Origin of the sequence: Streptococcus hillyeri, assembly GCF_003686955.1 — a bacterium.
Taxonomy (GTDB): domain Bacteria; phylum Bacillota; class Bacilli; order Lactobacillales; family Streptococcaceae; genus Streptococcus; species Streptococcus hillyeri.
Map to the genome: position 1 here is coordinate 15,611 of NZ_RCVM01000008.1, position 24,068 is coordinate 39,678.

The following is a 24,068-nucleotide window of genomic DNA, read 5'->3' on the forward strand; positions in this document are numbered from 1 at the left end:
CCTGTACTGTTATTTATATAGGACCAATAGTCCTGTGAGTGTATCCAAGTTTTCATAGTCGCCACTAGTTGCCTCTGTATATTTCACGTCAACAACTTCAACGTCTGCCATAAAGTTGTTTACCTGGTTTTCAAACTCCTCCAGGCTTTGCTTATGTTTCTGATAAAATAGCTTGATTTTCATTTTTTAGCTCCTTTTCTTCAATTTGTTACCTTCTTTAGTGTTTTTGTTACCTTCTAGGTAACATGGCTCCGCCTTACTGCCACAAGGGGTTAAACCGCTTTGTTACCATGTTGACCTTCTTTCTAACTCCTTACCCTTATATATATAAATACTGCTTTTTTCCTATATAGAGAGTTAAAAAGAAGGTAACAAGGTCAACATAACAGCTATAAAGCTATATATATCAAGGGTCTAGGTGCGTTACCTTCTTTCTAAACAAGGTAACAAGAAGGGCAACAATTTTTGTAAAATCCTAGTAATTGCAAGGGTTTAGGCCATCAAAAGAAGGTCAACTTTATTCTTTTTTTGTTATAGCGTGATTTACTCTCCCCAGTTTTGGCCTCTCAAACTCCAACGGATCCAGTTTGTCATAATCTTCAACCTTAACACGCGCTTTTTTTAGTTGGTACTTATTTGGCGTTAACTGCTGTAAGTGCCTGATTGTCTCCTTACCAGCACCGTAAACATTTGGCTTAGGTATTCCCATATCTTCAGCATAATGCTTCAAGGATCTTGTAGCGATAAAAACGGGTACTACGTCCAGCTCGTGCCAACCTCTTTCCATGTACTCATGTTTTATCCAAGATAACAAGTAATCATTATCTTCCTGGTACTCCTCTAGCAAGCCTTTGACTGCCTGCGGTTCGATAAAATGAGTAAATGATTTCTGGTTGATAGCTTTATAAAGGGCGTACTCTAATACCTCTTTATTGGCCAAAAAATCATTTTTTATCCAGGGCTTTTCTTTCTCACCGTTAAAGTCAGCATTGAAGGGGACAATCATAATACGCCTATACCAGCCCTTTGTCTTATTTCCACCGTTGGGGATGTAGTTTCCTGAGAAGATATTAAAGAGTTTGAAGGTCGCTTCAAAAGCTGGGCGCCCCTTTGGATTGACTAGCACGGTGTCCCCGCTGGTAATACTCATTAGGTCAGACGGATTTTTTAAGTATTCATTAGGTGCCTCGTCTCCAATATTGCAAACTTTACCTACTAGCGTTTCCAGGTTATGCTTTTCAGCAAACTGTGCGGGCTTCAATGCTGATACGTTGCTTTCTCCTATCAGATTGATAAGGAACCGCTGAAATGTCCCTTTTCCGTTGTTACCGTCCCCGTAAAAGATAGCAAACTTATTCCGTGTATGGTTGGGGTTGATAGCCTCCAGGATAATCTGCCAAAACAATGTTACCAGCTCACTATCATTGCAAGCGATTGAGTTTAACCAGTCGTCAAATGTCTTCCCCTCCCTATCGGTTGGGACCCGCTTAGGCGCATGATAAGCTGTGCTGATTTTGCTTGTAATCACATATTTAGGACTGAAAGGAAGTAGCTCCTTAGTCTTTAAATCAATAATGCCATTCTGTACGGGGATAAGGTAGGCGCTCTCCAGCGGTTTCTTTATCCTTGTCAATGTCCTAACCATTAGCTTAATCTGGGGCCATTCCCTAGGCTTAATCCTCACGTCAAAAGTCTTGCAAAATCGGTTAAATAAGTCATTACTAGCCGTATATATGCCCTCATCTAAATCATATATATAGAGTAGGCTATAATCAGGTACGTTGCTTTTGCTGATAAAAGTAAAGGTGATAATTTCGCTTAGCATTTTGGCAACTGTGAAAACCTGGGGCATGGCCACCTTTTCGGTAACGTCCCCTGTACTTTCATTTATTTTGGTTTCCGTGTGTTCTTCCCGCCATTGTTCACCAGCTTGAAAAATACGGTTTTCCAATTCCTTCATTGTCCTGGGCGGTTGCTCCTGCTCTCGCGCCTCTAAGATCTCACTTTCTAGGTTTTTCAATTCTTCCTTTTCTATGGTTCTATCCTCTCTTTCTAAATTCTGCTCTTGCTATACTTTCAAAAGTCCTATCTAGCTCCCTCTCTGGTAGGGGGTTAGCTGTCACGCTGTTTGCTATCTTTGTTAATTCGTAAGCTGTTTCTATATCACAATCCACCCACTTATTAAAGAGTAACCCCACAAAGCGCGTGAGTGCCACGTTACGCCCTCCCTCGTCTCCAAAGCCATTAAAAAGCGTATCTATGACCCTCATAGTGATAGACCGCTGACCGCTTTGCCGTGGTGTGTACGTCTGCGGTTTTACTCCCAGGCCACTTGTGCGGTTTTGGTTTGATTTTGGTACTGGATAATCTAGGCCATGCTCTACGATTTTTTGATAGTCTGCTGGGTCTCCTGTTGTGACTGGTAAGCCCTGGAGTTGGGACAAGGTTAAGCTGGCCATGTCAAAAGGTACCCCTATCTTGTCCGCTATCTCCTTGACTACCTGCTTATAGGTTTCCTCGTTCATCACGTCCCCAGGCTTTACCACAAGCCTAAAACGGGGGCTTTCTGAGGTGTGTTTGATCGTTGGGTACAAGATATAGGAAAAGCCAAACAAGGCTCTAGAAACAGCCTCTATAAAGCCCTGAGCTGGTCCCTCAATCTCATCATAATCAAGGAAAATTAAATCACGATATACCAGGCTGGTATTATTCCGCTTGTAGCTCCCTGTTTTCTCTGCTGTGATTTTTCCACTCAAACAATAAGGCGCCTGGGCTCTTTTGTATTCCTCCAGGTCAGCACCTTCAGGGACAACTAGGGGCTTAAAGCGCTCAATATACTGGAATGGCTCCATCTTATCAAACAGATAGACAAGGTTACTCTGAAAGCCTCTAGCCTCGTAAATTGCCACATTATCGCCCCTTTCTACGTTTCTTCTTCAGCTTTTTAAGCCTTTGTTGTTCCTTGTTCTGCTCCAGGGTTGGCTGTCTGTTCTTTGCTATCTTCATATCGTGATAATGCCCACCACCTTGTGCGGGGTGCATATTATATCTTCCCATTTTCCACCCCCAAAAATACCAGAATATCACTGACCCTATAAAAGACTTTCCTAGTGTCTTCTAGTGGGGGCTGGTAACGTCTTAGCCCATTATCTTCCCAACGTTTCAAGGTCTTATCCTTTATGCCTAGTTCATCTTTAACCTGCTGGGCTGTGATTAGCCCTAACAGTCTTGGCGGGGTTTGCTCACGCGCCTCCAGGTAACTTCCTACCAGCTCCAGCACTCCCTGGGTTAGATCCTGTTCACTTTCTTTACTTAGGCTAAACATTCATATCATCCCCCTTCAGTAATTTCTTATAGCTTTCCAGGTCTGCTTTAATCAGCACGTCTAGGCGCTTACCTTCTGTGTCATATTGGGCCTTTAGTTCTCGAATACCTTCCAGGCGCTCGGTGTCATTAGCTGGGATATAGTAGCCACTAACTAGGCCACGTTTGGCCACAATAGGGACCCCATGGCGGACAATAAGGCGGTGAATGTTCTCCCTCAATGTCCTAATGTCCAGGTCTAACAATTCAGCGATATACCGCCCTGCGCGTGGATTATCTGCACCCACGGGAATAAGCCTTAAAATTCTTTCTTCAAGTTCGGTCATTCCGTCACCTCTCTTTCTTTGCTAGATACAATAATCTGGCCTTTTTCCCACATATCAGAAAAATCCGTTAAGACCTCTAAAACTCGCTCTAGCTGATTTTGTTCTTCAATACTGTAACGGTCAAATTTATCTTCTAGGGAAAAATCTAGCATGATGCCGTAAGCCTCGTTTAGCCATGATCCAAAGTTTTCAGCTCGTGCTTTTGCTAAATCAAAATCTTGTTTACTTGTCATGCCTATCCTCCCTTAGTTGTAACGTCTTCCAGCTAGCCAAAGATAAGCGCCATAGTTAGGGTTAAGCTGTTGATTTGCTGGTTCTTCCTGGGGCTTGTCTGGTAGCTCTATAATCTCACTATCGTTGTAAAATCGGTATAGCTCATAGGCCAAAAGAACCAACGTGATCAAGATAAAGGCTAGATATTGCCCTGGAGTTAAATCAAGTTCATTCATGGCTTAACTCCTTACGGTATTCACTGGCTATGTCACAATGCTCTAAGATTAGTTTTTTTAGCGCGTGGTTTGCTGTGTGTAGAATTGGGAAAGTTCTTGGGCCATCTTCAGTACTGGCCAACTCTAAAACCTCCAGAATGTCCTGTAATTCTCCACAAAGTCCCTCATAGTCAACTAAGATATCATTAGTTTTATCTGTCATTCTTCACGGCCTCCAATTCTTTAGCGTCATTACTGTTCAATAGCAAAAAGGCAATTTTATCTAAGCGGTCAAAAATCTTTTCATTTTGGCTGTATGCTGTATCAATATATTTTCTTGTAAGCCATAATGCTACGGTAGTATCATGCTTTTGTGAAAACTCTAAGCCCTCTAGGGCTACATTATTCATTGCGATAACGTTCATAATATCAGTTAGTTCACTACCAAGGTTTTTAAGTTCCTTAGCTGATAATATAACTTGACCTGTCTGCGTTGATTTTGTTGTCATTTTGTTTTACCTCGTTTTTTTGATGTTATCTGTGTAATTGCCTGCGCTGGTTGCGCGTGCTTATCCTGTGGTCAAAAGAGCCTGTTTCTTTATACTATACTTTCTTATACTGTTGATAGCCTAGACTATCCCCAGCGGATAACCGCCCCAAACTTACCAGGTTGCCCCGTGGTCATGTAAGCCTGTGCCAAATGATAGACTAGCTGTGTGTGATTTTCTTAGGGTGGTTTAGGTTGCCCTGGGTCCATGGCTACCTAATGGCGATACCAGCACCTAATACTTTTATCCCGTCCAGTTTTAAGGGGTAGCGCCCTCCGTATGGTCATAATGTCCTAGATATGGTATAATCTAGCTATTAAATCTTTACTAAAACCCTTTTAATAACAGCTTGCCTGCTTGTTAATTTTGTTTTAGTTAGTGGTTAAAAGGCTTTGCTGGTTGGTCCCTGTAAGCCTTTTTTGTTGCTCTCACGCGCTAAAAAGTTAAATGCATTAAACTTTTTGGTTATAAAAAATCTTCGACCTTACAATTAAGAGCTTTAGCAATTCTGGTAAGCGTAAAAAGTTTCACATCTTTTTCTTTTCCAGTTTCTAAAAAAGAAATAATAGAGCGAGATACTTGCGCTTTTTCGGCTAATTCTTCTTGAGAAAGTCGCTGAATTTTTCGTATTTCTGCTATTTTTTTACCATTCAAAAGTTATTCCTCCTTTATCAAAAGTTAAATCTATTAAACTATAGATTATAAATAAAAGGCAATGCCTTATAGATTAAGTTTAGCGCATTAAACTAATTTTGTCAAGCGCATTAAACAAAATAATTGATATTTTTTTGAAACCGTTGTATAATGTACTAAACAAAAGCTCAGGAAAGTAGGAAATAAATAATGAAAATAGGCGATATTGTAAAAGAGTATAGAAAACGCAATAAGCTAACTATGCAAGAATTTGCCGATAAAATTGGTAAGACAAAAGGATATATATCAATGTTAGAGAAAGGAGAGAATCCTCAAACTCACAAGCCTATTGCTCCAACGTTTGAAACTTTAAGAGAAATCGCAAAAGCTATGGGGATAGAACTTAATACCCTGATTCAGAAATTAGATGGCGACCAAGTTATTAAAGTTAATTCAACAAGATACGACTGGGACGACGAAGAGGAAAACTTGCGAAACTGGGGGACATACGACTGGGACGGAAATTTTTCTCCTTCTTTATTCCATGAAGATATTTTTGGTGGAATAAAAAACACCCTATCTAGCATTGACGAAGTCACTTTTACACGTAGCGATATAGAGTCATTTTATTCATCTTGTATAATCGATAATGTAAAGATTACAGATCGCAAAAGTTTAATAGAATACTTGAAGAAATCAATCGAAGGTTTTAACGAGTTGGTTCATGGTATATCTGATTTTGACGAGCAATCGTTAGATAGTGGTCTCTTGTCAGTTCTTGCTAGAGATAGAAATAAATATAAATTCTACCTAACTCAATTAGAACCTTAACCCACGCGCCACTATATTAAAAAACTGAGGTTTTTTGAGGTTTTATAAATTCAAAATAGAGGTTTTTAGAGGTTCTCAAAATCTGAATGTTGGGTTTTGTTGGGTTTCTGATATTGGCATTCTGCTGAAATGCCAACATTTGCCAACAATTTCAAAATCGGAGTTTTTCGGAGCGCCAACTTTTGCAAAAAGGTGGTAAATTTGAAAAGTTAGCATAGGATTTGATTCCGACTTTTTCCAACCACTCTATATAGGGATTTCCTCATATTTTCTAATACCTGGGAAAATTATAGTAAAAGCAGTTGCTGCCGAAATTCCACCATTTTCCACCAATCCTATATAGGCTTTGACCTTAGTATTTCTTAGTAATTTCCACCATTTCAAAATCTGAAAGATAGTTTTTTTGTATACTGCTGAATGTCAACATTTGTCAACAATCTTATATAGGTCCCAACGTTAGCAAAGGTTAGCATTCCTATATAGGCTTTAATCTTAGGAAATGTCAGTATTTGGGAATTAGTATTTTTTAGTAACTTGCGCGCGGTTTAAACCTTAGCTACCTTTTTTAGCTTATCTAATCAAACGTCATATAAAGCACGTAGCGACGTTTTAAAGCTTGCCTATATAAATCTATATAAATTATCATCTTACCCAAAACAAACGAAAATAGGGCCATTCTCGTAAGCCCTGGCATGATATAAACCTAAAACATTATAAAACCTTTTTAATAACAGCTTGCCTGCTGATGGAAAGGTTTATGATCATGAAAATAACTGAAGTAAAAAAGAAAAACGGTGCTACTGTGTACCGTGCTAGTGTATATCTGGGAGTTGACCAGGTAACAGGTAAGAAGGTAAAGACCAAAGTAACGGGTCGGACACAAAAGGAGGTTAAGCAGAAAGCCAAACAAGAAAAAATAGCCTTCCAGCAAGACGGCTTTACCAGGTTTCAAGCTACGTCAATAGCAAGTTATCAGGAACTATCTAGCCTATGGTGGGAAAGCTATAAGCATACTGTCAAGCCCAACACGCAAGACAGCGTTAAGAAGTTACTTGATAACCATGTTTTACCACTCTTTGGGGTCTATAAGCTCGATAAACTGACTACGCCACTCATTCAAAGCATAGTGAACAAACTGGCTGACAAGACCAACAAGGGGGAGCCTGGGGCTTATCTGCACTATGATAAAATCCACGCGCTGAATAAGCGTATTTTACAGTATGGCGTGACCATGCAAGCAATATCTTCTAACCCTGCGCGTGATGTCGTCCTACCTCGTAACACTCAAAAAGCTAAGAGAAAAAAGGTCAAGCATTTTGAAAATCAAGACCTAAAAAAATTTCTCGACTACCTGGGAGGGCTGGACCTGTCCAAGTACAGAAATCTGTATGAAGCCACCCTATACAAGTTCTTGCTGGCCACTGGTTGCCGTATCAATGAAGCCTTAGCGCTTAGCTGGTCTGATATTGACCTGGAGAATGCAACCATCAGCATTACTAAGACACTAAACCATCTAGGGCAAATCAATAGCCCAAAATCAAAAGCAAGCTATCGAGATATAGATATAGACCAGGCAACTATTACCATGCTGAAAGCCTACCAGCTTAGACAAATTCAAGAAGCTTGGAAGTTAGGGCGAACTGAAACAGTTGTATTCTCTGACTTTATCCATGATTACCCAAGTAACAAAACCCTGGGTACACGTCTAAAAACTCGGTTTAAACGTGCTGGAGTTCCTAACATTGGCTTTCATGGTTTCCGTCATACCCACGCTAGTTTACTGCTTAACTCTGGAATACCTTACAAGGAACTACAATACCGCCTAGGTCATTCCACTCTATCCATGACCATGGATATTTATAGCCATCTCTCAAAAGAGAACGCAAAAAAAGCCGTCTCGTTTTACGAAACAGCACTAAAAGCCCTCTAGGGGGAGCAAAAAGGGGAGCAAACCCAGAAATCAACGTTTTAAGATAAAGCAAAAAGCCCACAGTTGTAGGCTTTTCGTAAGATATTTCTTAAAATTAAAGCATTTTGTTGTAGAATTCAACGACAAGAGCTTCGTTGATTTCTGGGTTGATTTCATCACGCTCTGGAAGACGAGTCAATGAACCTTCAAGTTTCTCAGCATCGAATGATACGAATGCTGGGCGTCCAAGAGTAGCTTCAACTGCTTCAAGGATAGCAGGCACTTTAGCTGATTTCTCACGAACTGAGATTACTTGACCAACTTCAACACGGTATGATGGGATATCAACACGTTTACCGTCAACAAGGATGTGACCGTGGTTTACGAATTGACGAGCTTGACGACGAGTAGTTGCAAGACCAAGACGGTAAACAACGTTATCAAGACGACGCTCAAGAAGTACCATGAAGTTGAAACCAAGAGTTCCACCTTTTACTTTAGTAGCTTGTACGAAGAGGTTACGGAATTGTTTTTCACCCATACCGTATGAGAAACGAAGTTTTTGTTTCTCAGCCAATTGCAAACCGTATTCAGAAAGTTTTGAACGGTTGTTTGGACCGTGTTGACCTGGAACGTAGTTACGACGTGCCAACTCTTTACCAGTACCTGTAAGTGACAAACCAAGACGGCGTGCTTGTTTCCATGATGGACCTGTATAACGTGACATTTGCATGTCCTCCTAATAAAATAATTTTTTAGGAAATAACGTCTTAGACAAACCTAATTCGTGCAGATACCCTTCGCCTAAACAGCCAAGGTTACTTATATTTCAAGATATCTGTTGACGAGCTTTATTTTGCCCTGCTGTTATTTCACACAATTTATAGTATATCATGAAAAAAAGGCTCTGTAAAGCCTTTTTCTTACTTATTCTCCAATTCTGCTTGTTCAGCAGCATCTAAATAACGGATGAGAGTCTTTTCTGTCAAAATGTCAGAGTAAGTATATGACTCTACAGTCGTATTATTAATAGCACCTGGAACATTGCTATCATCTGTAAATTCAACGATGAACAATGATTGATAGACCTCAGTTAAACGACCGATACGGTTACGCTCACGTTTACGGCCATTTTCCAGCGTCAATTCAACTAGCTGTCCTTCATGATTTTTAATATCTTCTTTAATTTTTTTCATTTTTGCTACATCAGCAAATGCATCACTCATTAGTAACTCTCTCTTTCATTTAATCAAAGCTTGCGCATTTCAACTTAAAATTCATTAAAATGTGCAATTGTTGAAAATTTATTATATTCCTTTTGGAATAGTAATTTTACAGTCCCACGTGCCCCAGCACGGTTTTTCTCAAGAATAACTTCGATAGTGTTATCCTCAATAGCTTCTTCTTGGTCATCACCCTCACGGCGATAATAATCATCACGATACAAGAAAGCAACAATATCAGCATCCTGCTCAATAGAACCCGATTCACGAATATCAGACAAAACTGGTCGTTTGTCTTGACGCTGTTCAACACCACGTGACAACTGACTAAGGGCAATTACTGGCACACGCAACTCTTTTGCCAGAATTTTAAGCTGACGAGAAATGTCTGAAACCTCTTGTTGTCGATTTTCAGGGCGAGTACCTGTAATCAGCTGTAAATAGTCAATAACTATTAGACCTAATCCACCAGTTTCTTGCGCAAGTTTACGAGAACGCGCACGAATTTCTGTAATCTTAATACCGGGTGTATCATCAATAAAGATAGGTGCCTCTGCTAGAACCCCTTGGGCCATCGTCACATTTTGCCAATCCTGATCCGTTAGCTGACCAGTCCTCAGTGAATGAGAATCAACCATTCCTTCTGCAGCCAACATACGGTCAACCAAGCTCTCTGCTCCCATTTCGAGGGAAAATACTGCAACCGGCTTTTGTTGCTTCGTTCCAACATTTTGTGCAATATTTAAAACAAAAGCAGTTTTTCCGACAGCGGGACGTGCTGCCAAGATAACAAGTTGATCGGGGTGTAAACCTGTTGTCAACTTATCTAAATCGCGGAAACCAGTCGGTAAACCAGTAACATCCGAAGTCTGATGAGAACGAGATTCCAGGCTCTCATAGTTGACTTTCAAAACATCTGAAATTTTACGAAAGCCATTGCTATTACTACGTTCATTAATATCAATTAACGCACGTTCTGCTCCAGCAATAATATTCTCAGATGGTTCACTACCGCTGTAAGCTTGGTTGACAGTTTCTGTCAACCTATTGATGATATTACGCAACATTGCCTTTTCAGAAACAATCTTAGCATAATACTCAGCATTTGCAGAGGTAGGTACACTATTTACCAACTCTACTAAGTACGAAATACCACCAATATTTTGAAGATCGCCCTGACTATCTAATATCGCTCGAACAGTCGTAGCATCTATAGCATCATTACGATCATTTAAAGCTACCATTGCCTTAAATATAACTTTATGAGCATACTTATAAAAATCTTCTGGCTCAATATATTCACGAACTGAAATTAACTTATCAGGTGTGATAAAAATTGAACCTAGAACAGACTGTTCTGCCAGCAAATCTTGTGGCTGAACTCTCAATTCTTGGACTTCTGACAAAATCTGCCTCCTTTACACGTTGTCAATTCGATGTAAACTTAAGACTCTTTGACCTGCAACTTAATTTGCCCCTGAACCTCTTTATGAAGTTTTACAGGAACCTCAATCAAACCAATAGAACGAATTGGATGATCTAAATCAATGTGTCGTTTGTCAACTTTAAGTCCAAATTGTTTTTGCAACTCTTCTGCTATTTTCTTAGCTGTAATAGAGCCAAAAGTACGACCGTCTGGACCAACTTTCTCTGTAAAGATAACGCGATGTGCCTCGTTCTCTAGTTCCTCTTTCAATCTTTTAGCCTCTGCTAAAATTTCAGCTGCATGCTTAGCCTCAGATTTTTGTTTACCAGCTAATTCTCCAATTGCCTGACTTGTGGCTTCCTTAGCTAGATTTTTCTTGATTAAAAAGTTCTGAGCATAACCCGTAGGAACTTCCTTAATCTCGCCTTTTTTTCCTTTTCCTTTGACATCTTGTAAAAAAATAACTTTCATCTTAACTTACCTCTAATTCCTCTTTAATTTTTTCCTTGAGTAATAGCAAAGCATCCGAAACTGACTGGTTTTCTAGTTGGCAAGCTGCTAGATTAAAGTGACCTCCGCCACCGAGTTCTTCCATGATGCGTTGCACATTGATTTTGCTACGACTTCGTGCTGATATAGCAATATTACCTTGAGCATTTTTGGCAACTACAAATGCTGCCTCTATACCTGACATGTCCAGTAAAGAATCTGCTGCCTTACTAGCAACCACATTACTATAAAACGTGTCCTCAGAACCACTTGCGATAATAATCGACTCCCATGACTTTTCTCCTCGTAAAATCAACTCATTAATAATACGGTATTCATCAAAGTCTGTAGCGGAGATATTGTGAATTTCAACACTGTCACTTCCCAATGTTCTCAAGTAAGAACCTACATCAAAAGTTCTGCTGGTAACACGAGTCGAAAAGTTTTTCGTATCTAGCATGATACCTGCCATAACAACACTTGCTTGAAGTTTACTCAACTTGGCAGAAGCATTTTGAAATTGTATCAACTCAGTCACCAGCTCACTAGCGGAACTTGCACCACTTTCAATGAAGGTCATAACTGCATTTTTAGGAAAATCTTCATCACGACGATGATGGTCGACAACAACAACCTCTGTAAATCTATCGTAAACTTCCCTTGACAACGTTAAGGATATCTTGGAATGGTCAACCATGATCAATAGAGACTGATTAGTGATTTTTTCCAAAGCTTCTTCAATCGTAATCAGATTGCTATTTCCATCACTTTTGAGGCGATCAACGGCACGCGCAATATCTGGTGCCATTTTCTTGTCATCATAAACCGTATAACTGTTTGAAATAATATTGGAAGAAAAGAACTCCATTCCAACGGCAGCACCCAAGGCATCCATATCAAGATTACGGTGCCCCATGACAAAAACCTGATCAACCGTCTTAATTTTATCAGAAATAGCAGTCATCATAGCTCTCGTTCTTGTACGCGAACGCTTAACAGTAGAAATCGTACCACCGCCAAAATAAATGAAGTCCTTATGTTCATCATTTTCTTTGACGACAACCTGATCACCACCACGTACCAAGGCCATATTCAAATTTTTCTGAGCAATCTCACCAATCTCATCGTGTTTACTATCACCATAAGAAACCCCCATACTCATTGTCAAGGGTAAATTAAACGCCTTTGCTTCTTGTCTAAACTCCTCTAAAATAGCAAATTTAGATTCCATTAATTGGCTCAACACCGCATAATCTGTGAAGAAATAAAAACGGTCCATGTCAACACGACGGTAAAAGATACGATATTTTTGCGTGAAATCAGCCACAAATTTCACAATTAAGCTATTAAGACGAGAGACTTCCGCGTCAGCTAAATTTTCTGTCGTATCATCATAATTATCAATAGAGATAATACCGATAACAGGACTTGCAGCAGAAATAGATTCACCAGTCCGATAATCTGACAGATTATCATAAAAATAAAGAATACCAGTCGTAAAATCAACAGTTAAACTATACTTTTTACTGTTGATATTGGCTACAGTCATTGGGCTTTCTTTTTGATTAGCCAAGATATCAAGAACTAACGAACTATTAAAATTCCCTTCCTGATCTGCAAAAATTAATTCCGCATAAGGATTGAACCATTCAATAGACCACAAACTAGGATTAAATTTAATAACTCCGACAGGCATTGTGTCCAAGAGTTGTTTTAGGCTCTGCTCTGTATCAGCATTTAATCGTTCAATACGCTCTAAATCTGACTCTTCATATCCCTTTTTCTGATAGAAAAGCAGGGCAGATATCATAATAGAAACCACTAAAAAAAACACTATTTTTTCTGTATCACTAACTACTATACGTAGACTAGCAGTCAAAATTCCAAAAATAATTAAACCAATCAAAACTAAGTGAATGGTGGCGAAACGAAATTTTTTCATCTTAAACCTCTTAATGCCCCATTATAACACAAACCAGCCCTAAAATAAAGGCTGGTCCTCAAGCTATTCACTTTTTCTGCGTGCCTTGTTATTCCCTTCAAGGTAAACCATTAAGATAGAAATGTCTGCTGGGTTTACACCAGATATTCGACTAGCTTGTCCAATGGTTTCAGGATTAATCTTCTTAAATTTTTGGCGGGCCTCTGTCGCAATAGAATCAATCGCATCCCAGTCAATATTTGCTGGAATACGTTTTTCTTCCATACGCTTCATCTTGTCAACCTGATCTAGGGCCTTATTGATGTATCCTTCGTACTTAATTTCTGTTTCTAATAGCTCAATCAATTTGTCGTCTAAATCCTCTGCCGCAGGTCCAATAAAGCTAACTGCTGTTTGATAAGAAATTTCAGGACGGCGCATAAATTCTTTAGCTGTCATCGCGTCTGTCAAAGCTTTAAAGCCAAGAGATTCAATTTTTTCATTTGTTTCCTTGACAGGTTTTAACTTAATAGTTGACAACCTTGTCAACTCGTTGTCAAATTGATTTTTCTTGATTTCAAAAGCTTGCCAACGTTCATCATCAACTAGACCTATCTCACGACCAATTGATGTCAAGCGCATATCTGCATTATCATGACGTAAAATCAAACGATACTCTGCACGACTTGTCAAAAGGCGATAAGGTTCCAAAGTTCCCTTAGTAACAAGGTCATCAATCATAACTCCAATATAAGCATCGCTTCGTTTCAAGATAAGTTCTGGCTTGCCTTGGACTTTGAGAGCAGCATTGATTCCTGCAACAAGACCTTGACCTGCCGCTTCCTCATAGCCTGATGTTCCATTGGTCTGACCAGCTGTAAAGAGTCCAGAAATCAATTTCGTTTCAAGGGTCGCACGCAACTGATGCGGCAAAACAATATCATACTCGATTGCATACCCAGTACGCATCAACTCAGCTTTTTCCAATCCCTTAATTGAATGAAGAAGTTCACGTTGGACATCTTCTGGAAGTGATGTTGATAACCCTTGAACGTAGACTTCCTCAGTCTCACGACCTTCTGGTTCTAAGAAGAGTTGATGGCGCTCTTTATCCGCAAATCGGACAATTTTATCTTCAATCGATGGACAGTATCGAGGGCCCACTCCTTTGACAACACCTGAAAACATTGGGGAACGGTGCAAATTCTTGTTAATAATGTCATGACTCGTTTGATTGGTATAGGTTAGCCAACAAGGGATTTGATTTTTTAAATAATCCTCATCTTTTGACATAAAAGAGAAATGATTAGGCTTCTCGTCACCGGGCTGGATTTCAGTAACTGAATAATCAATTGACGATGCCTTGACACGAGGTGGGGTTCCTGTTTTAAAACGTCCAATTTCTAAACCAAGTTTTTTCAAATTATCTGCAAGAGTGATTGATGCCAAACTATTATTGGGACCCGATGAATACTTAAGATCACCCAAAATAATCTCTCCACGCAAGGCTGTCCCTGTCGTTACGACAACCGATTTAGCCCCATACTTTTGTCCAGTTGCTGTCAAGACACCGACAACTTGACCATCCTCAACTAGAATATCATCAATCATACTTTGACGAAGGGTCAAATTTTCTTGCTGCTCAACTGTATGCTTCATTTCACGAGAATAAAGAACCTTGTCAGCTTGTGCACGAAGTGCGCGGACAGCAGGCCCTTTACCAGTATTGAGCATTTTCATTTGGATGTAAGTCTTGTCAATGTTTTTCCCCATCTCTCCGCCAAGAGCATCAATCTCACGGACAACGATTCCTTTAGCAGAACCACCAATTGATGGGTTACATGGCATAAAAGCCAACATGTCAAGGTTGATGGTAGCTAGTAAAGTCTTACATCCCATTCGAGCTGCTGCAAGACTGGCTTCAACCCCAGCATGACCAGCTCCAACGACAATAACGTCATAAGTTTCAATAAATTCGTGCGTCATAATTACTTCCATTCATTAATTTAAATTAGTTCATAACACAAAAATAGCCAAAACTCTAGAAAACTGTACGCCAAAAAGACGTACAATTCTCATGAGCTTTGACCATCATGATAGTTGTTAAGGTAAGTGTAACAAAAATGATCTTATTTTGCAATCAGCCGATGCTGTAAAATGACTTTTTTCATCATTTTTGGACGTAATAAGAATAAGGTTACACCTCCAAAAATAATAATTGCAACTGGAATTTGCCACCAATTAATAGTCTGTTGCACAGTTTCTTCAAATCCTTTAATCACAATTACAGTAAAATCTTGTAAAAAATGAACTAGTATTACCCAAACTAGAGATTGAGTGCGTAGGTATAACGCTCCAAAGAGCATTCCCATAATACCACTAGTTATTATCTGATAGACAGTAAATGCGACAGGCTGTACTAGAAAATTAGCAGCATGAGTGAGACCGAAAAGGGAGGAGGATAATACTAATGCAAACCAAAGTTTTCTTGAATTACCTTGACTGTATTTGACAAGACAGCCTAGAAATAAACCTCTAAAAATATATTCCTCCATAATACCTGCTACTAAGCCTATAAGTAGTGCAGATACAAAAAACTGCGATTGGAACTCTAAGACAATATTAGGAATAAGGGAAACTAAAATATAAATAAATATTGGAATTAAAGATATCAATTGTTCCTTTATAGATACATGTTTCGAATAAAAATTAACATCCACTCTTAATAAACGTCTATTTAAATACATATATAGTGCAATTAAAATAAAACCTTGAAGTAAACTCCTCACAGTTGGTTGTGACGGTAACACTACTTTTAGAATAGTCAGTATTCCAATTAAAAAGAATTCCAATAAAATGACTTGTAAATAGATATTTTTAACTTTTTTCATACATTCTCCCACTCTAATAGATTATTAAATATACTGACAAGCTTCCCCATTTTTATAAGCCATGTCAATGATACCACCACCAAGGCATTCGTCACCGTCGTAGAAAACAACAGCTTGACCTGGTGTAATAGCACGTTGGGGCTCGTCAAAGATAACTTCTGCCTTGTCCCCTATCACTTTTACAGTTACTTTACTGTCTGGTTGACGGTAACGGAATTTGGCAGTACATTCTAATGTAAATTCTTTAGGCATTTCACGTGTAAAGTGAATTGATGATGCGTCAAGTGAGGTTGACATTAGGTGTTCGTGGTAGAAACCTTGACCTACATAAAGAATATTTTGCGACAAGTCTTTTCCAACAACAAACCAAGGTTCATTATCGCCACCTTGTTGACCACCAATACCAAGGCCACCACGTTGACCAATAGTATAATACATTAGCCCAGCATGTTCACCCATATCACGACCATCAATGGTCATCATACGCCCTTTTTGAGCTGGTAGATACTGACTTAGAAATTCTTTAAAGTTTTTCTCCCCGATGAAGCAAATGCCTGTAGAATCTTTTTTCTTAGCTGTCGCAAGACCTGAACGCTCTGCAATTTCACGAACTTGAGGTTTCTCAAGATGCCCCAAAGGGAACATGGTTTTTTGTAATTGTTCTTGCGATAATTGGCTCAGGAAGTAGGTTTGGTCTTTCCCGTTATCTGCTCCACGTAGCATGTGGACTGTGCCATTTTCATCTCGTGTTACTTGAGCGTAGTGACCAGTAGCTACATAGTCAGCACCAAGTGTCATCGCATAGTCAAGAAAGGCTTTAAATTTAATCTCCTTGTTACACATGACATCTGGATTTGGTGTACGTCCTGCACGATATTCTGCCAAGAAATATTCAAATACACGATCCCAATACTCCTTTTCAAAGTTGACAGAGTAATAAGGAATCCCAATTTGGTCAGCAACTGCGGCAACATCTTTATAATCCTCTGTTGCTGTACAAAAGCCATTTTCATCTGTGTCATCCCAGTTCTTCATGAAGACGCCGATAACATCATAGCCTTGCTCTTTCAATAGCAAAGCTGTTACTGATGAATCAACACCGCCACTCATACCAACGACAACACGTGTCTTAGAGTTATCACTCATAATATGTTCTCCCATCTTTTCGTAGAAATAACGATTTGAAGGTCGTATTTCAAAATTTGATTTTCAAAAAACGATTTGAAGGTCGATTTTGAAGCGCCAAGCGCCTAACTATTATACCATTAAACATTCACTTGTCATACTTTTTATGATTACTGATGACGCTTTCTTAATAACTATTTTAATATCCATGTTTTTTGATATAATATTAGTCATAAATGAAACGAGGAAATACTTATGAAACATTTAAAATTTCAATCGGTTTTTGATATTATCGGACCTGTTATGATTGGTCCTTCATCTAGCCACACGGCCGGGGCTGTTAGAATTGGTAAAGTTATCCATTCAATCTTTGGTGAAATCCCAGAAAGTGTCACTTTTGCCCTGTATAATTCTTTTGCAAAAACCTATCAGGGACACGGTACTGACAAAGCTCTTGTGGCAGGTATCATGGGAATGGACACTGATAATCCTGACATTAAGAATTCACTTGAAATTGCTCATCAGCGTGGAATAAAAATCTACTGGGAAATTTTAAAAGACAGCAATGCACCGCATCCTAACACGGCAAAAATTACCGTGAAAAAAGGGGAGAAAAGCATGAGTATCACAGGAATTTCAATCGGTGGAGGCAATATTCAGGTAACCGAATTAAACGGGTTCTCTGTCTCCTTGTCAATGAATACACCTACTATCATTGTCGTTCATAAAGATATTCCAGGTATGATTGCCAAAGTTACGGATATTCTTTCAAAATATGATATCAATATTGCTCAAATGACGGTAACACGTGAAAGCCAGGGACAAAAAGCCATCATGATTATCGAAGTTGATTCAAGAGATTGTCAAGATTGTGTCAATGAAATTGAAAAAATTCCTAATCTTTACAATGCCAATTTCTTTAATTAAGGGGAGATAAAAATGTTTTACACGATAAAAGAATTAGTAGAACAAGCTGAACAGAACTATCAGGGAAATGTTGCTGATTTGATGATTTCTACAGAAGTAGAACTAACTGGTCGTAGTCGCGAAGAAATTTTGTCTATCATGTCTCGTAATTTACAAGTTATGAAAGACTCTGTCAAGGAAGGATTGACACCAACTAAATCGATTTCTGGATTAACGGGTGGAGATGCTGTCAAGATGGATACCTATATCCAATCTGGAAAGACTCTGTCAGATACCACCATTCTATCAGCTGTAAGAAATGCTATGGCTGTTAATGAATTAAATGCTAAAATGGGATTAGTCTGTGCGACTCCAACAGCTGGTAGTGCTGGCTGTCTCCCAGCAGTTCTGTCAACCGCTATTAATAAGTTACATCTATCTGATAAGGAGCAACTTGACTTTCTCTTTACAGCTGGTGCCTTTGGTCTTGTCATCGGCAATAATGCGTCAATTTCTGGAGCAGAAGGTGGTTGTCAAGCTGAGGTCGGTTCAGCGTCTGCCATGGCTGCTGCAGCTGTTGTAATGGCTGCTGGCGGAACAGCTTTTCAAGCTAGCCAAGCCATTGCCTTTGTTATCAAAAATATGCTTGGGCTTATCTGTGACCCTGTTGCTGGTCTCGTAGAAGTTCCGTGTGTCAAGCGCAATGCACTTGGGTCTAGTTTTGCCCTAATTGCAGCAGATATGGCTCTAGCTGGTATCAACTCACAAATTCCAGTAGATGAAGTCATAGACGCCATGTACCAAGTTGGCTCAAGCTTACCAACTGCTTTCCGAGAAACTGCAGAAGGTGGTCTTGCAGCTACTCCTACAGGTCGTCAATACAGTAAAGAAATTTTTGGAGAAATCTAATGACGACATCCGTTTTCTTGGTTAGACATTGTGAACCCAACTATGATAATCACGACGATTTTTCCCGTGAACTTTCTAAAAAAGGTTTACAAGATCGTCAATTTATTTTAGATTTTTTTAATGGGAAAATTATTGACGGTATCTATTCAAGTCCTTACAAAAGGTCTTTTGATACTGTTCTTCCTTTAGCACAAAAATTGACGCTTGATATTATGACCATTGATGATTTTAAAGAACGTAAAATTGATAACGTCTGGATAGAGGATTTTGACACCTTTGCACAGAATCAATGGTCCGATTTTACCTATAAGTTATCTGATGGTGAAAGTTTACAAGAAGTTCAAGATAGAAACATCACTGCACTCAAGAGCATACTGGAAGACTCTCAGGAAAAATCAATTGTTATTGGATCTCATGGTACTGCGATTTCAACCATTGTAAACTACTTTAATCCTTCTTTTGGCTATGAGGAATTCAATCATATAAAATCTCTCATGCCTTTTGTTATCGAATTACAGTTTGAACGTTTGAAGTGCTTGTCAATTTCTCTTTACAATATATTTACAGGAGAGTCTTATGAAATCTATTCTCTTTGATTTAGATGGTACACTGGTTGATTCTAGTATCGGCATAAAAAATGCATTTGCTTACACTTTTGAAAAACTAGCTCTGCCATGTCCCGAGCCAGAAATCCTAAGAACTTTTATTGGACCTCCTTTAGAAGATAGTTTTACCCTCTATGTTGAGGATGTCAATTCAGCTGTAAGGATTTATCGAGAATACTATCAAAAATTCGGAGTTTTTGAAGTTGAATTATACCCCAATATTGAACAATTACTAAAGGATTTAGTCGCTAATAACTACAAATTATACATCACTAGTAGTAAAAATGAACCTATGATTCATGTCATGCTAAAGCACTTAAAGATTGACAAGTATTTTACAAGAATTTACGGTCATACTCCCAAACAGTTAAATAAGACTGAGGTGATTAAAGCCTGTCTCTCATCTGAGCCTATGGCAGCTAATGATGCAATGATTATAGGTGATACTAAATTCGATATCATTGGTGGTAAAAATAATAACATTAAAACAATCGGGGTCACATGGGGATTTGGATTAGAAAGTGAACTTTTATTAGCAGGTGCTGATAACATCTGCTTTAGTCCTTCAGAAATTATAAAAGCCATTGAAACAGTTTAGTTTCAATGGCTTTTATCTTATTGCATTCCCCAAGCTGAAAGCCCTTGGGCATTATAGGCATTGAGAGCAGAATTGATTTGATCATCAACTGTTGCAGTTGAGCCCCATCCTGGCATTGTTTGAAACAGACCAGATGCACCTGAAGCATTTGCAACATTTGGATTTCCATTTGATTCTCGAGCAATGATATATTCCCAAGTTGATTGTGGTACCCCTGTTGCCGCTGCCATTCTAGCTGCAGCCTCAGACCCAATCACACCTGCTGTATTACCATTAGCAAGAGCACCTGAATAAGCTGTTGGAGAAACTAAAGCCGTTTGTGATGTGTGGCTAGGAGTTACTCCGTTTACCTGTGAAGAACTTTCAGTATCAACTACATGATTAGTGTTAACTGAAGAAAATATTTCATAATTAACAGATTTTAGCAAATTTTCTGTTGCAAAAGCTACAGAATTAGCATCGGTTGGAACAGCAGTTGTCGCTTTAATCGTAAGTGGGACACTTGTTTCCAAACTAGATACTTCGAAATTTTCAATTGTCTTTTCTTGATTAGAGGTTGTTACGTATGATTCTGTATTAACAGACTGAGTTGTCAATCCAACTGTCAATCCTGTAAATAACAAACCTAAGGTAACTTTTCTATGTTCCTCTTTTTTTAGCGCACGTCGTTTGACTCTGCTATATGACATAAATTTATTTTCCTTTTTTAATTTTAGCCTCAATTAGTTTAACATATAATTATTACAATTAGTTTACACCTATGTTTAAAAAATAGGCATTATATAAGGTGTCCTGTAATAAAAACAATACTCTGTAACAGTGTTTCTAGTTATTGTTAGAAAATACTTGTCGTCAATTATAACAAAAAACATTGACACACTTGTCAACATTTTTTACTATTTTCATTAAATATTTTAAACTCAATTGACTAGCCCTATCTATTTGGGAAGCTATTAAATACTGTCAACCAGATTTTAAAGTTTGAAAAACATCTCTAATTTTTTTTCAACACAAATAATAGAACAGATAGGACTAAAATTACCAATAAAGCAAGAGTATCTCTTGTTTTCCATTTTAGAAAACGATACTTGGTACGACCGTTCCCACCTTGATAGCCACGAGATTCCATAGCAACAGCAAGGGCGTCAGCTCTTTTAAAACTGGAGGCAAAAAGAGGAATCAAGATTGGAATAATAGATTTAATTTTTTGAATAATATTTCCTTCTCCAAAATCTACTCCACGCGCCTTCTGAGCATTCATAATACGAATGGTATCATCCATTAAGGTTGGAACAAAACGTAGACTGAGCGATAGCATTAGACCGATTTCGTGGGCAGGAACCTTCAATGGTTTTAGCGGATTTAATAGTGACTCTACCGCATCAGCAAGACTTAAAGGAGTCGTCGTTAAGGTTAAAAGAGTTGAAAAGAATATAATCAATACAAAACGCATAAAGATAATTCCAGCCTGCTCTAAACCAAATGTCGTGATTTTTAAAAAGGCAAATCGGAAAAGTGTTTCTCCACCACCTGTAAAGAATAACTGAAATAAGGTAGTAAACAAAATAATGCCAATCATTGGCCTAACACCACGTAAAAAGAAACTTAACTTTATTCCAGAAAGCCATATTGCAAAGAGTGAGAAAGCTAGAAGTAAAGCATTTGTGACAACATTATTTGCCCAAAAAATAATCATGATGTAAATCAACATCGCTAATAGTTTACTTCTAGGATCTAATCGATGAATAATGGAATTCCCTGGAATATAACGCCCTAAAATTAATTTATCCATGAGTCATTTCCTCCCTAAACTCTGTTAACGTAATAGGAAGTTTTTCCAGAAAAAGACCCCTTTTTTGCAACTGATATGCTAGTTTCGTTATTTTAGGAACACCAAGTTGCTTCTCTTCAAGTAAACTCACTTGTTGAAAGACATCCTTTGGAGTACCTGATAAAACAAGTTTTCCTTTTTCTAAAACATTGACAAAATCAGCATAGTCAGCCACATCATCCATCAAATGAGTTACTAAAACAATCGTTAAACCACTTTGGTGTAGTGTTTTAAATAGGGTCATTAATTCCTTACGTCCCTTTGGATCAAGACCTGCAGTTGGTTCATCTAAAACAAGTACTTCTGGTTCCATTGCTAAAATACCTGCAATCGCAACTCTTCGCATCTGACCTCCAGACAATTCGAAAGGATTTTTTTCGAATAGTTCCTCAGAGATACCAACCATAGAAAGTTTCTCGCGAGCTGTTTGCTCAGCTTTTTCTTGAGAAACACCAAAATTTTGAGGACCAAAAGCGACATCTTTAAGAACAGTTTCCTCAAATAATTGACTTTCAGGAAATTGAAAAACCAATCCTACTTTTTGACGTAGTTGCTTGATATCTTTTGGTTTAGAACTTGAGGTAATCACATGCTCTTCAATCTTAACTGTACCAGTTGTAGGAATATTTAGCCCATTAAGCAATTGCATAATGGTAGATTTCCCAGAACCCGTATGTCCAATAAAAGCAGTATAACTCCCCTTTTCAATCGCAAGACTCACATCAAAAAGGGCACGCCCTTCAAAAGGTGTTCCCGCTTGGTAAGTGTAGCTTACATTTTCGAGAGTAATGCCCATAGTTCTTCTTCTAATTCCTTCTCTGTTAAATAATCAGCACTAAACGCTAAATTTCCTGACAATTCTTTAATAACATTTGCTGTAAAGGGAATGTCAAGTCCCAAGTCAATCAGCTGTTCCCCACGGGTAAAAAGTTCACGTGGTTCTGAAGACGACTCTATTCTCCCCTCTTGCATGACGATGACACGGTCACTGAGTGCGACCTCGTCAAGGTCATGAGTGATAGAAATGACCGTCATTTGACGTTCTTCACGGACTTTCTGCATCAGACTAATCAATTCTAAACGTCCTTCTGGATCCAACATACTGGTAGCCTCATCAAGGATTAAAATCTCCGGATTCATTGCTAAAGCTCCCGCAATAGCAACACGTTGCTTTTGCCCACCAGATAAACGAGCCGGCTCCTTGGTCTTAAAATCTGCCATTCCGACCATTTCCAATGCTTCACTCACGCGTGAGACCATTTCTTCGTAAGGAAGTCCTTTATTCTCAAGAGCGAAAGCAACATCGTCTTCTACCGTAGCACCGACAAATTGATTGTCTGGATTCTGAAAAACCATTCCAATCTTGTGACGAGTATCCCAGATGTTTTCTTCAGTAAGTCTTTCACCAGCAATCCAAATCTCACCAGATTCCGCCTCTAGAAGACCGTCTATTAAGCGAACTGTTGTTGATTTTCCAGAACCATTATGCCCGACAATTGATAGCCATTCACCACGTTTCACGTGAAACGATATATCATCAAGCGTTGGCTTTTTCTGGTCTTCCTCGTAACGAAACGTAACATTTTTTAGTTCAATCATTTACTAAATGTATCCTTAAACAAAAAACTTGCTCCCTTGAAATAGTCATATCCTGAATAGAGAGTGAAAAATAGAGAAATATATAACATTATATTTCCAATCAATGACCAGTGACAAAGTAGTAAAATAACCGCTAACATCTGCGTTGCTGTCTTAATTTTGCCAGGCATAGCAGCAGCGAGTACCTCTCCACCTGTTTCAACTAAGAGAAGCCTAAGTCCTGTAACCGCTAGTTCACGACAGATAATAACTGCTGATACCCAAGCTGGCGCTAAGTCCAAGCCAACTAACATAATGAAAGCAGACATCACTAACATCTTATCTGCAAGAGGATCTGCAAATTTTCCGAAATTAGTAACAACTTTCCACTTACGAGCTAGATAACCGTCTAAATAATCTGTCAAACTAGCCACAGCAAAAATAATCGCAGCAGTAATATGCCAAAAAATATGGTTTGGAATTGAAGCAAGTAATAAAAATACAGGTATTAAGACGATACGCCCAACTGTTAATAAATTAGGTATATTTTCTTTTTTATTAAACATC

At 38.7% G+C, this 24,068-nt stretch carries 29 protein-coding genes; 6 read left to right on the forward strand and 23 right to left on the reverse strand.

What is annotated here, in order from left to right; genetic code table 11:
- Positions 1 to 9: 9 nt before the first annotated feature.
- The 10 genes from EAF07_RS05080 to EAF07_RS05125 all read right to left on the reverse strand — a co-directional run bounded on the left by EAF07_RS05080 (position 10) and on the right by EAF07_RS05125 (position 5,280).
- Positions 10 to 183 carry a sporulation protein Cse60 gene (locus EAF07_RS05080; RefSeq protein WP_121835299.1) on the reverse strand — a complete coding sequence of 58 codons (174 nt, stop codon included), beginning with the start codon at positions 181 to 183 and terminating at the stop codon, positions 10 to 12.
- Between the two features lie 334 nt (positions 184 to 517).
- Positions 518 to 2,020, reverse strand: a complete 1,503-nt coding sequence (locus tag EAF07_RS05085; protein ID WP_121835301.1) for a DNA primase family protein — start codon at positions 2,018 to 2,020, stop codon at positions 518 to 520.
- 19 nt (positions 2,021 to 2,039) lie between these two features.
- Positions 2,040 to 2,909, reverse strand: a complete 870-nt coding sequence (locus EAF07_RS05090; protein ID WP_121835303.1) for a primase alpha helix C-terminal domain-containing protein — start codon at positions 2,907 to 2,909, stop codon at positions 2,040 to 2,042.
- A gap of 134 nt (positions 2,910 to 3,043) precedes the next feature.
- The gene (locus EAF07_RS10765; protein ID WP_121835305.1) at positions 3,044 to 3,325 is read right to left on the reverse strand and encodes an XRE family transcriptional regulator; all 282 of its coding nucleotides are present in this window, start codon (positions 3,323 to 3,325) and stop codon (positions 3,044 to 3,046) included.
- Positions 3,318 to 3,650, reverse strand: a complete 333-nt coding sequence (locus EAF07_RS05100; protein ID WP_121835307.1) for a DNA-binding protein — start codon at positions 3,648 to 3,650, stop codon at positions 3,318 to 3,320. Before EAF07_RS05100 ends, EAF07_RS10765 begins: the two co-directional genes overlap by 8 nt.
- Positions 3,647 to 3,883 carry a hypothetical protein gene (locus EAF07_RS05105; protein WP_121835309.1) on the reverse strand — a complete coding sequence of 79 codons (237 nt, stop codon included), beginning with the start codon at positions 3,881 to 3,883 and terminating at the stop codon, positions 3,647 to 3,649. Before EAF07_RS05105 ends, EAF07_RS05100 begins: the two co-directional genes overlap by 4 nt.
- Positions 3,884 to 3,895: 12 nt before the next feature.
- Positions 3,896 to 4,099 carry a hypothetical protein gene (locus tag EAF07_RS05110; protein ID WP_121835311.1) on the reverse strand — a complete coding sequence of 68 codons (204 nt, stop codon included), beginning with the start codon at positions 4,097 to 4,099 and terminating at the stop codon, positions 3,896 to 3,898.
- Entirely contained in the window at positions 4,092 to 4,301 is a 210-nt protein-coding gene (locus EAF07_RS05115; RefSeq protein WP_121835313.1) for a hypothetical protein, read from the reverse strand. Before EAF07_RS05115 ends, EAF07_RS05110 begins: the two co-directional genes overlap by 8 nt.
- Positions 4,291 to 4,587: a hypothetical protein gene (locus tag EAF07_RS05120; RefSeq protein ID WP_121835315.1), complete on the reverse strand. Its 297-nt coding sequence runs from the start codon at positions 4,585 to 4,587 to the stop codon at positions 4,291 to 4,293. Before EAF07_RS05120 ends, EAF07_RS05115 begins: the two co-directional genes overlap by 11 nt.
- 504 nt (positions 4,588 to 5,091) lie before the next feature.
- On the reverse strand, positions 5,092 to 5,280 hold the full coding sequence (locus tag EAF07_RS05125) for a helix-turn-helix domain-containing protein (RefSeq protein WP_016481383.1): 189 nt from the start codon (positions 5,278 to 5,280) through the stop codon (positions 5,092 to 5,094).
- A gap of 189 nt (positions 5,281 to 5,469) precedes the next feature.
- Between EAF07_RS05125 and EAF07_RS05130 the strand changes: the two genes are divergently transcribed.
- On the forward strand, positions 5,470 to 6,090 hold the full coding sequence (locus EAF07_RS05130; RefSeq protein ID WP_121835317.1) for a helix-turn-helix domain-containing protein: 621 nt from the start codon (positions 5,470 to 5,472) through the stop codon (positions 6,088 to 6,090).
- Between the two features lie 763 nt (positions 6,091 to 6,853).
- Positions 6,854 to 8,020, forward strand: coding sequence for a tyrosine-type recombinase/integrase (locus tag EAF07_RS05135; RefSeq protein WP_121835411.1), 1,167 nt, complete (start codon positions 6,854 to 6,856; stop codon positions 8,018 to 8,020).
- Between the two features lie 94 nt (positions 8,021 to 8,114).
- Here the strand turns inward: EAF07_RS05135 and rpsD are convergent, their stop codons facing one another.
- The 8 genes from rpsD to mnmA all read right to left on the reverse strand — a co-directional run bounded on the left by rpsD (position 8,115) and on the right by mnmA (position 17,095).
- Complete coding sequence (rpsD, locus tag EAF07_RS05140; protein WP_121835319.1) at positions 8,115 to 8,726, reverse strand: 30S ribosomal protein S4; 612 nt, start codon at positions 8,724 to 8,726, stop codon at positions 8,115 to 8,117.
- Positions 8,727 to 8,922: 196 nt separating this feature from the next.
- Positions 8,923 to 9,225: a Veg family protein gene (locus EAF07_RS05145; RefSeq protein WP_121835321.1), complete on the reverse strand. Its 303-nt coding sequence runs from the start codon at positions 9,223 to 9,225 to the stop codon at positions 8,923 to 8,925.
- Positions 9,226 to 9,269: 44 nt separating this feature from the next.
- Positions 9,270 to 10,628: a replicative DNA helicase gene (gene dnaB / locus EAF07_RS05150; protein WP_121835323.1), complete on the reverse strand. Its 1,359-nt coding sequence runs from the start codon at positions 10,626 to 10,628 to the stop codon at positions 9,270 to 9,272.
- Positions 10,629 to 10,666: 38 nt separating this feature from the next.
- Positions 10,667 to 11,119: a 50S ribosomal protein L9 gene (gene rplI / locus EAF07_RS05155; RefSeq protein WP_121835325.1), complete on the reverse strand. Its 453-nt coding sequence runs from the start codon at positions 11,117 to 11,119 to the stop codon at positions 10,667 to 10,669.
- A gap of 1 nt (position 11,120) precedes the next feature.
- Complete coding sequence (locus EAF07_RS05160) at positions 11,121 to 13,079, reverse strand: DHH family phosphoesterase (protein ID WP_121835327.1); 1,959 nt, start codon at positions 13,077 to 13,079, stop codon at positions 11,121 to 11,123.
- A gap of 63 nt (positions 13,080 to 13,142) precedes the next feature.
- On the reverse strand, positions 13,143 to 15,044 hold the full coding sequence (mnmG, locus tag EAF07_RS05165) for a tRNA uridine-5-carboxymethylaminomethyl(34) synthesis enzyme MnmG (RefSeq protein ID WP_121835329.1): 1,902 nt from the start codon (positions 15,042 to 15,044) through the stop codon (positions 13,143 to 13,145).
- A 143-nt stretch (positions 15,045 to 15,187) separates the two neighbouring features.
- Entirely contained in the window at positions 15,188 to 15,949 is a 762-nt protein-coding gene (locus tag EAF07_RS05170; RefSeq protein ID WP_121835331.1) for a CPBP family intramembrane glutamic endopeptidase, read from the reverse strand.
- A 24-nt stretch (positions 15,950 to 15,973) separates the two neighbouring features.
- Positions 15,974 to 17,095: a tRNA 2-thiouridine(34) synthase MnmA gene (mnmA, locus tag EAF07_RS05175; protein ID WP_183121656.1), complete on the reverse strand. Its 1,122-nt coding sequence runs from the start codon at positions 17,093 to 17,095 to the stop codon at positions 15,974 to 15,976.
- 234 nt (positions 17,096 to 17,329) lie between these two features.
- Here mnmA and sdaAB point away from each other — a divergent pair, with 234 nt between their 5' ends.
- The 4 genes from sdaAB to EAF07_RS05195 are packed head-to-tail and all read left to right on the forward strand — an operon-like array spanning position 17,330 to position 20,092.
- Positions 17,330 to 18,001, forward strand: a complete 672-nt coding sequence (sdaAB, locus tag EAF07_RS05180) for an L-serine ammonia-lyase, iron-sulfur-dependent subunit beta (protein ID WP_121835333.1) — start codon at positions 17,330 to 17,332, stop codon at positions 17,999 to 18,001.
- Between the two features lie 12 nt (positions 18,002 to 18,013).
- Entirely contained in the window at positions 18,014 to 18,889 is an 876-nt protein-coding gene (sdaAA, locus tag EAF07_RS05185; RefSeq protein WP_121835335.1) for an L-serine ammonia-lyase, iron-sulfur-dependent, subunit alpha, read from the forward strand.
- On the forward strand, positions 18,889 to 19,485 hold the full coding sequence (locus tag EAF07_RS05190; RefSeq protein WP_121835337.1) for a histidine phosphatase family protein: 597 nt from the start codon (positions 18,889 to 18,891) through the stop codon (positions 19,483 to 19,485). Before sdaAA ends, EAF07_RS05190 begins: the two co-directional genes overlap by 1 nt.
- Complete coding sequence (locus tag EAF07_RS05195) at positions 19,466 to 20,092, forward strand: HAD-IA family hydrolase (RefSeq protein WP_121835339.1); 627 nt, start codon at positions 19,466 to 19,468, stop codon at positions 20,090 to 20,092. Before EAF07_RS05190 ends, EAF07_RS05195 begins: the two co-directional genes overlap by 20 nt.
- 17 nt (positions 20,093 to 20,109) lie before the next feature.
- Here the strand turns inward: EAF07_RS05195 and EAF07_RS05200 are convergent, their stop codons facing one another.
- From EAF07_RS05200 to pgsA, 5 genes are all read right to left on the reverse strand, one after another.
- Positions 20,110 to 20,781 carry a transglycosylase SLT domain-containing protein gene (locus EAF07_RS05200; protein ID WP_121835341.1) on the reverse strand — a complete coding sequence of 224 codons (672 nt, stop codon included), beginning with the start codon at positions 20,779 to 20,781 and terminating at the stop codon, positions 20,110 to 20,112.
- Between the two features lie 305 nt (positions 20,782 to 21,086).
- A complete protein-coding gene (locus EAF07_RS05205; RefSeq protein ID WP_121835343.1) occupies positions 21,087 to 21,884 on the reverse strand; it encodes an energy-coupling factor transporter transmembrane component T family protein in 798 nt (265 codons plus the stop codon).
- Positions 21,877 to 22,719 (reverse strand): energy-coupling factor ABC transporter ATP-binding protein, encoded by an 843-nt coding sequence (locus EAF07_RS05210; protein WP_121835345.1) that lies wholly within the window; start codon positions 22,717 to 22,719, stop codon positions 21,877 to 21,879. Before EAF07_RS05210 ends, EAF07_RS05205 begins: the two co-directional genes overlap by 8 nt.
- Complete coding sequence (locus tag EAF07_RS05215) at positions 22,695 to 23,522, reverse strand: energy-coupling factor ABC transporter ATP-binding protein (protein WP_121835347.1); 828 nt, start codon at positions 23,520 to 23,522, stop codon at positions 22,695 to 22,697. Before EAF07_RS05215 ends, EAF07_RS05210 begins: the two co-directional genes overlap by 25 nt.
- Complete coding sequence (gene pgsA / locus EAF07_RS05220) at positions 23,519 to 24,067, reverse strand: CDP-diacylglycerol--glycerol-3-phosphate 3-phosphatidyltransferase (protein WP_121835349.1); 549 nt, start codon at positions 24,065 to 24,067, stop codon at positions 23,519 to 23,521. Before pgsA ends, EAF07_RS05215 begins: the two co-directional genes overlap by 4 nt.
- Position 24,068 lies beyond the last annotated feature (1 nt).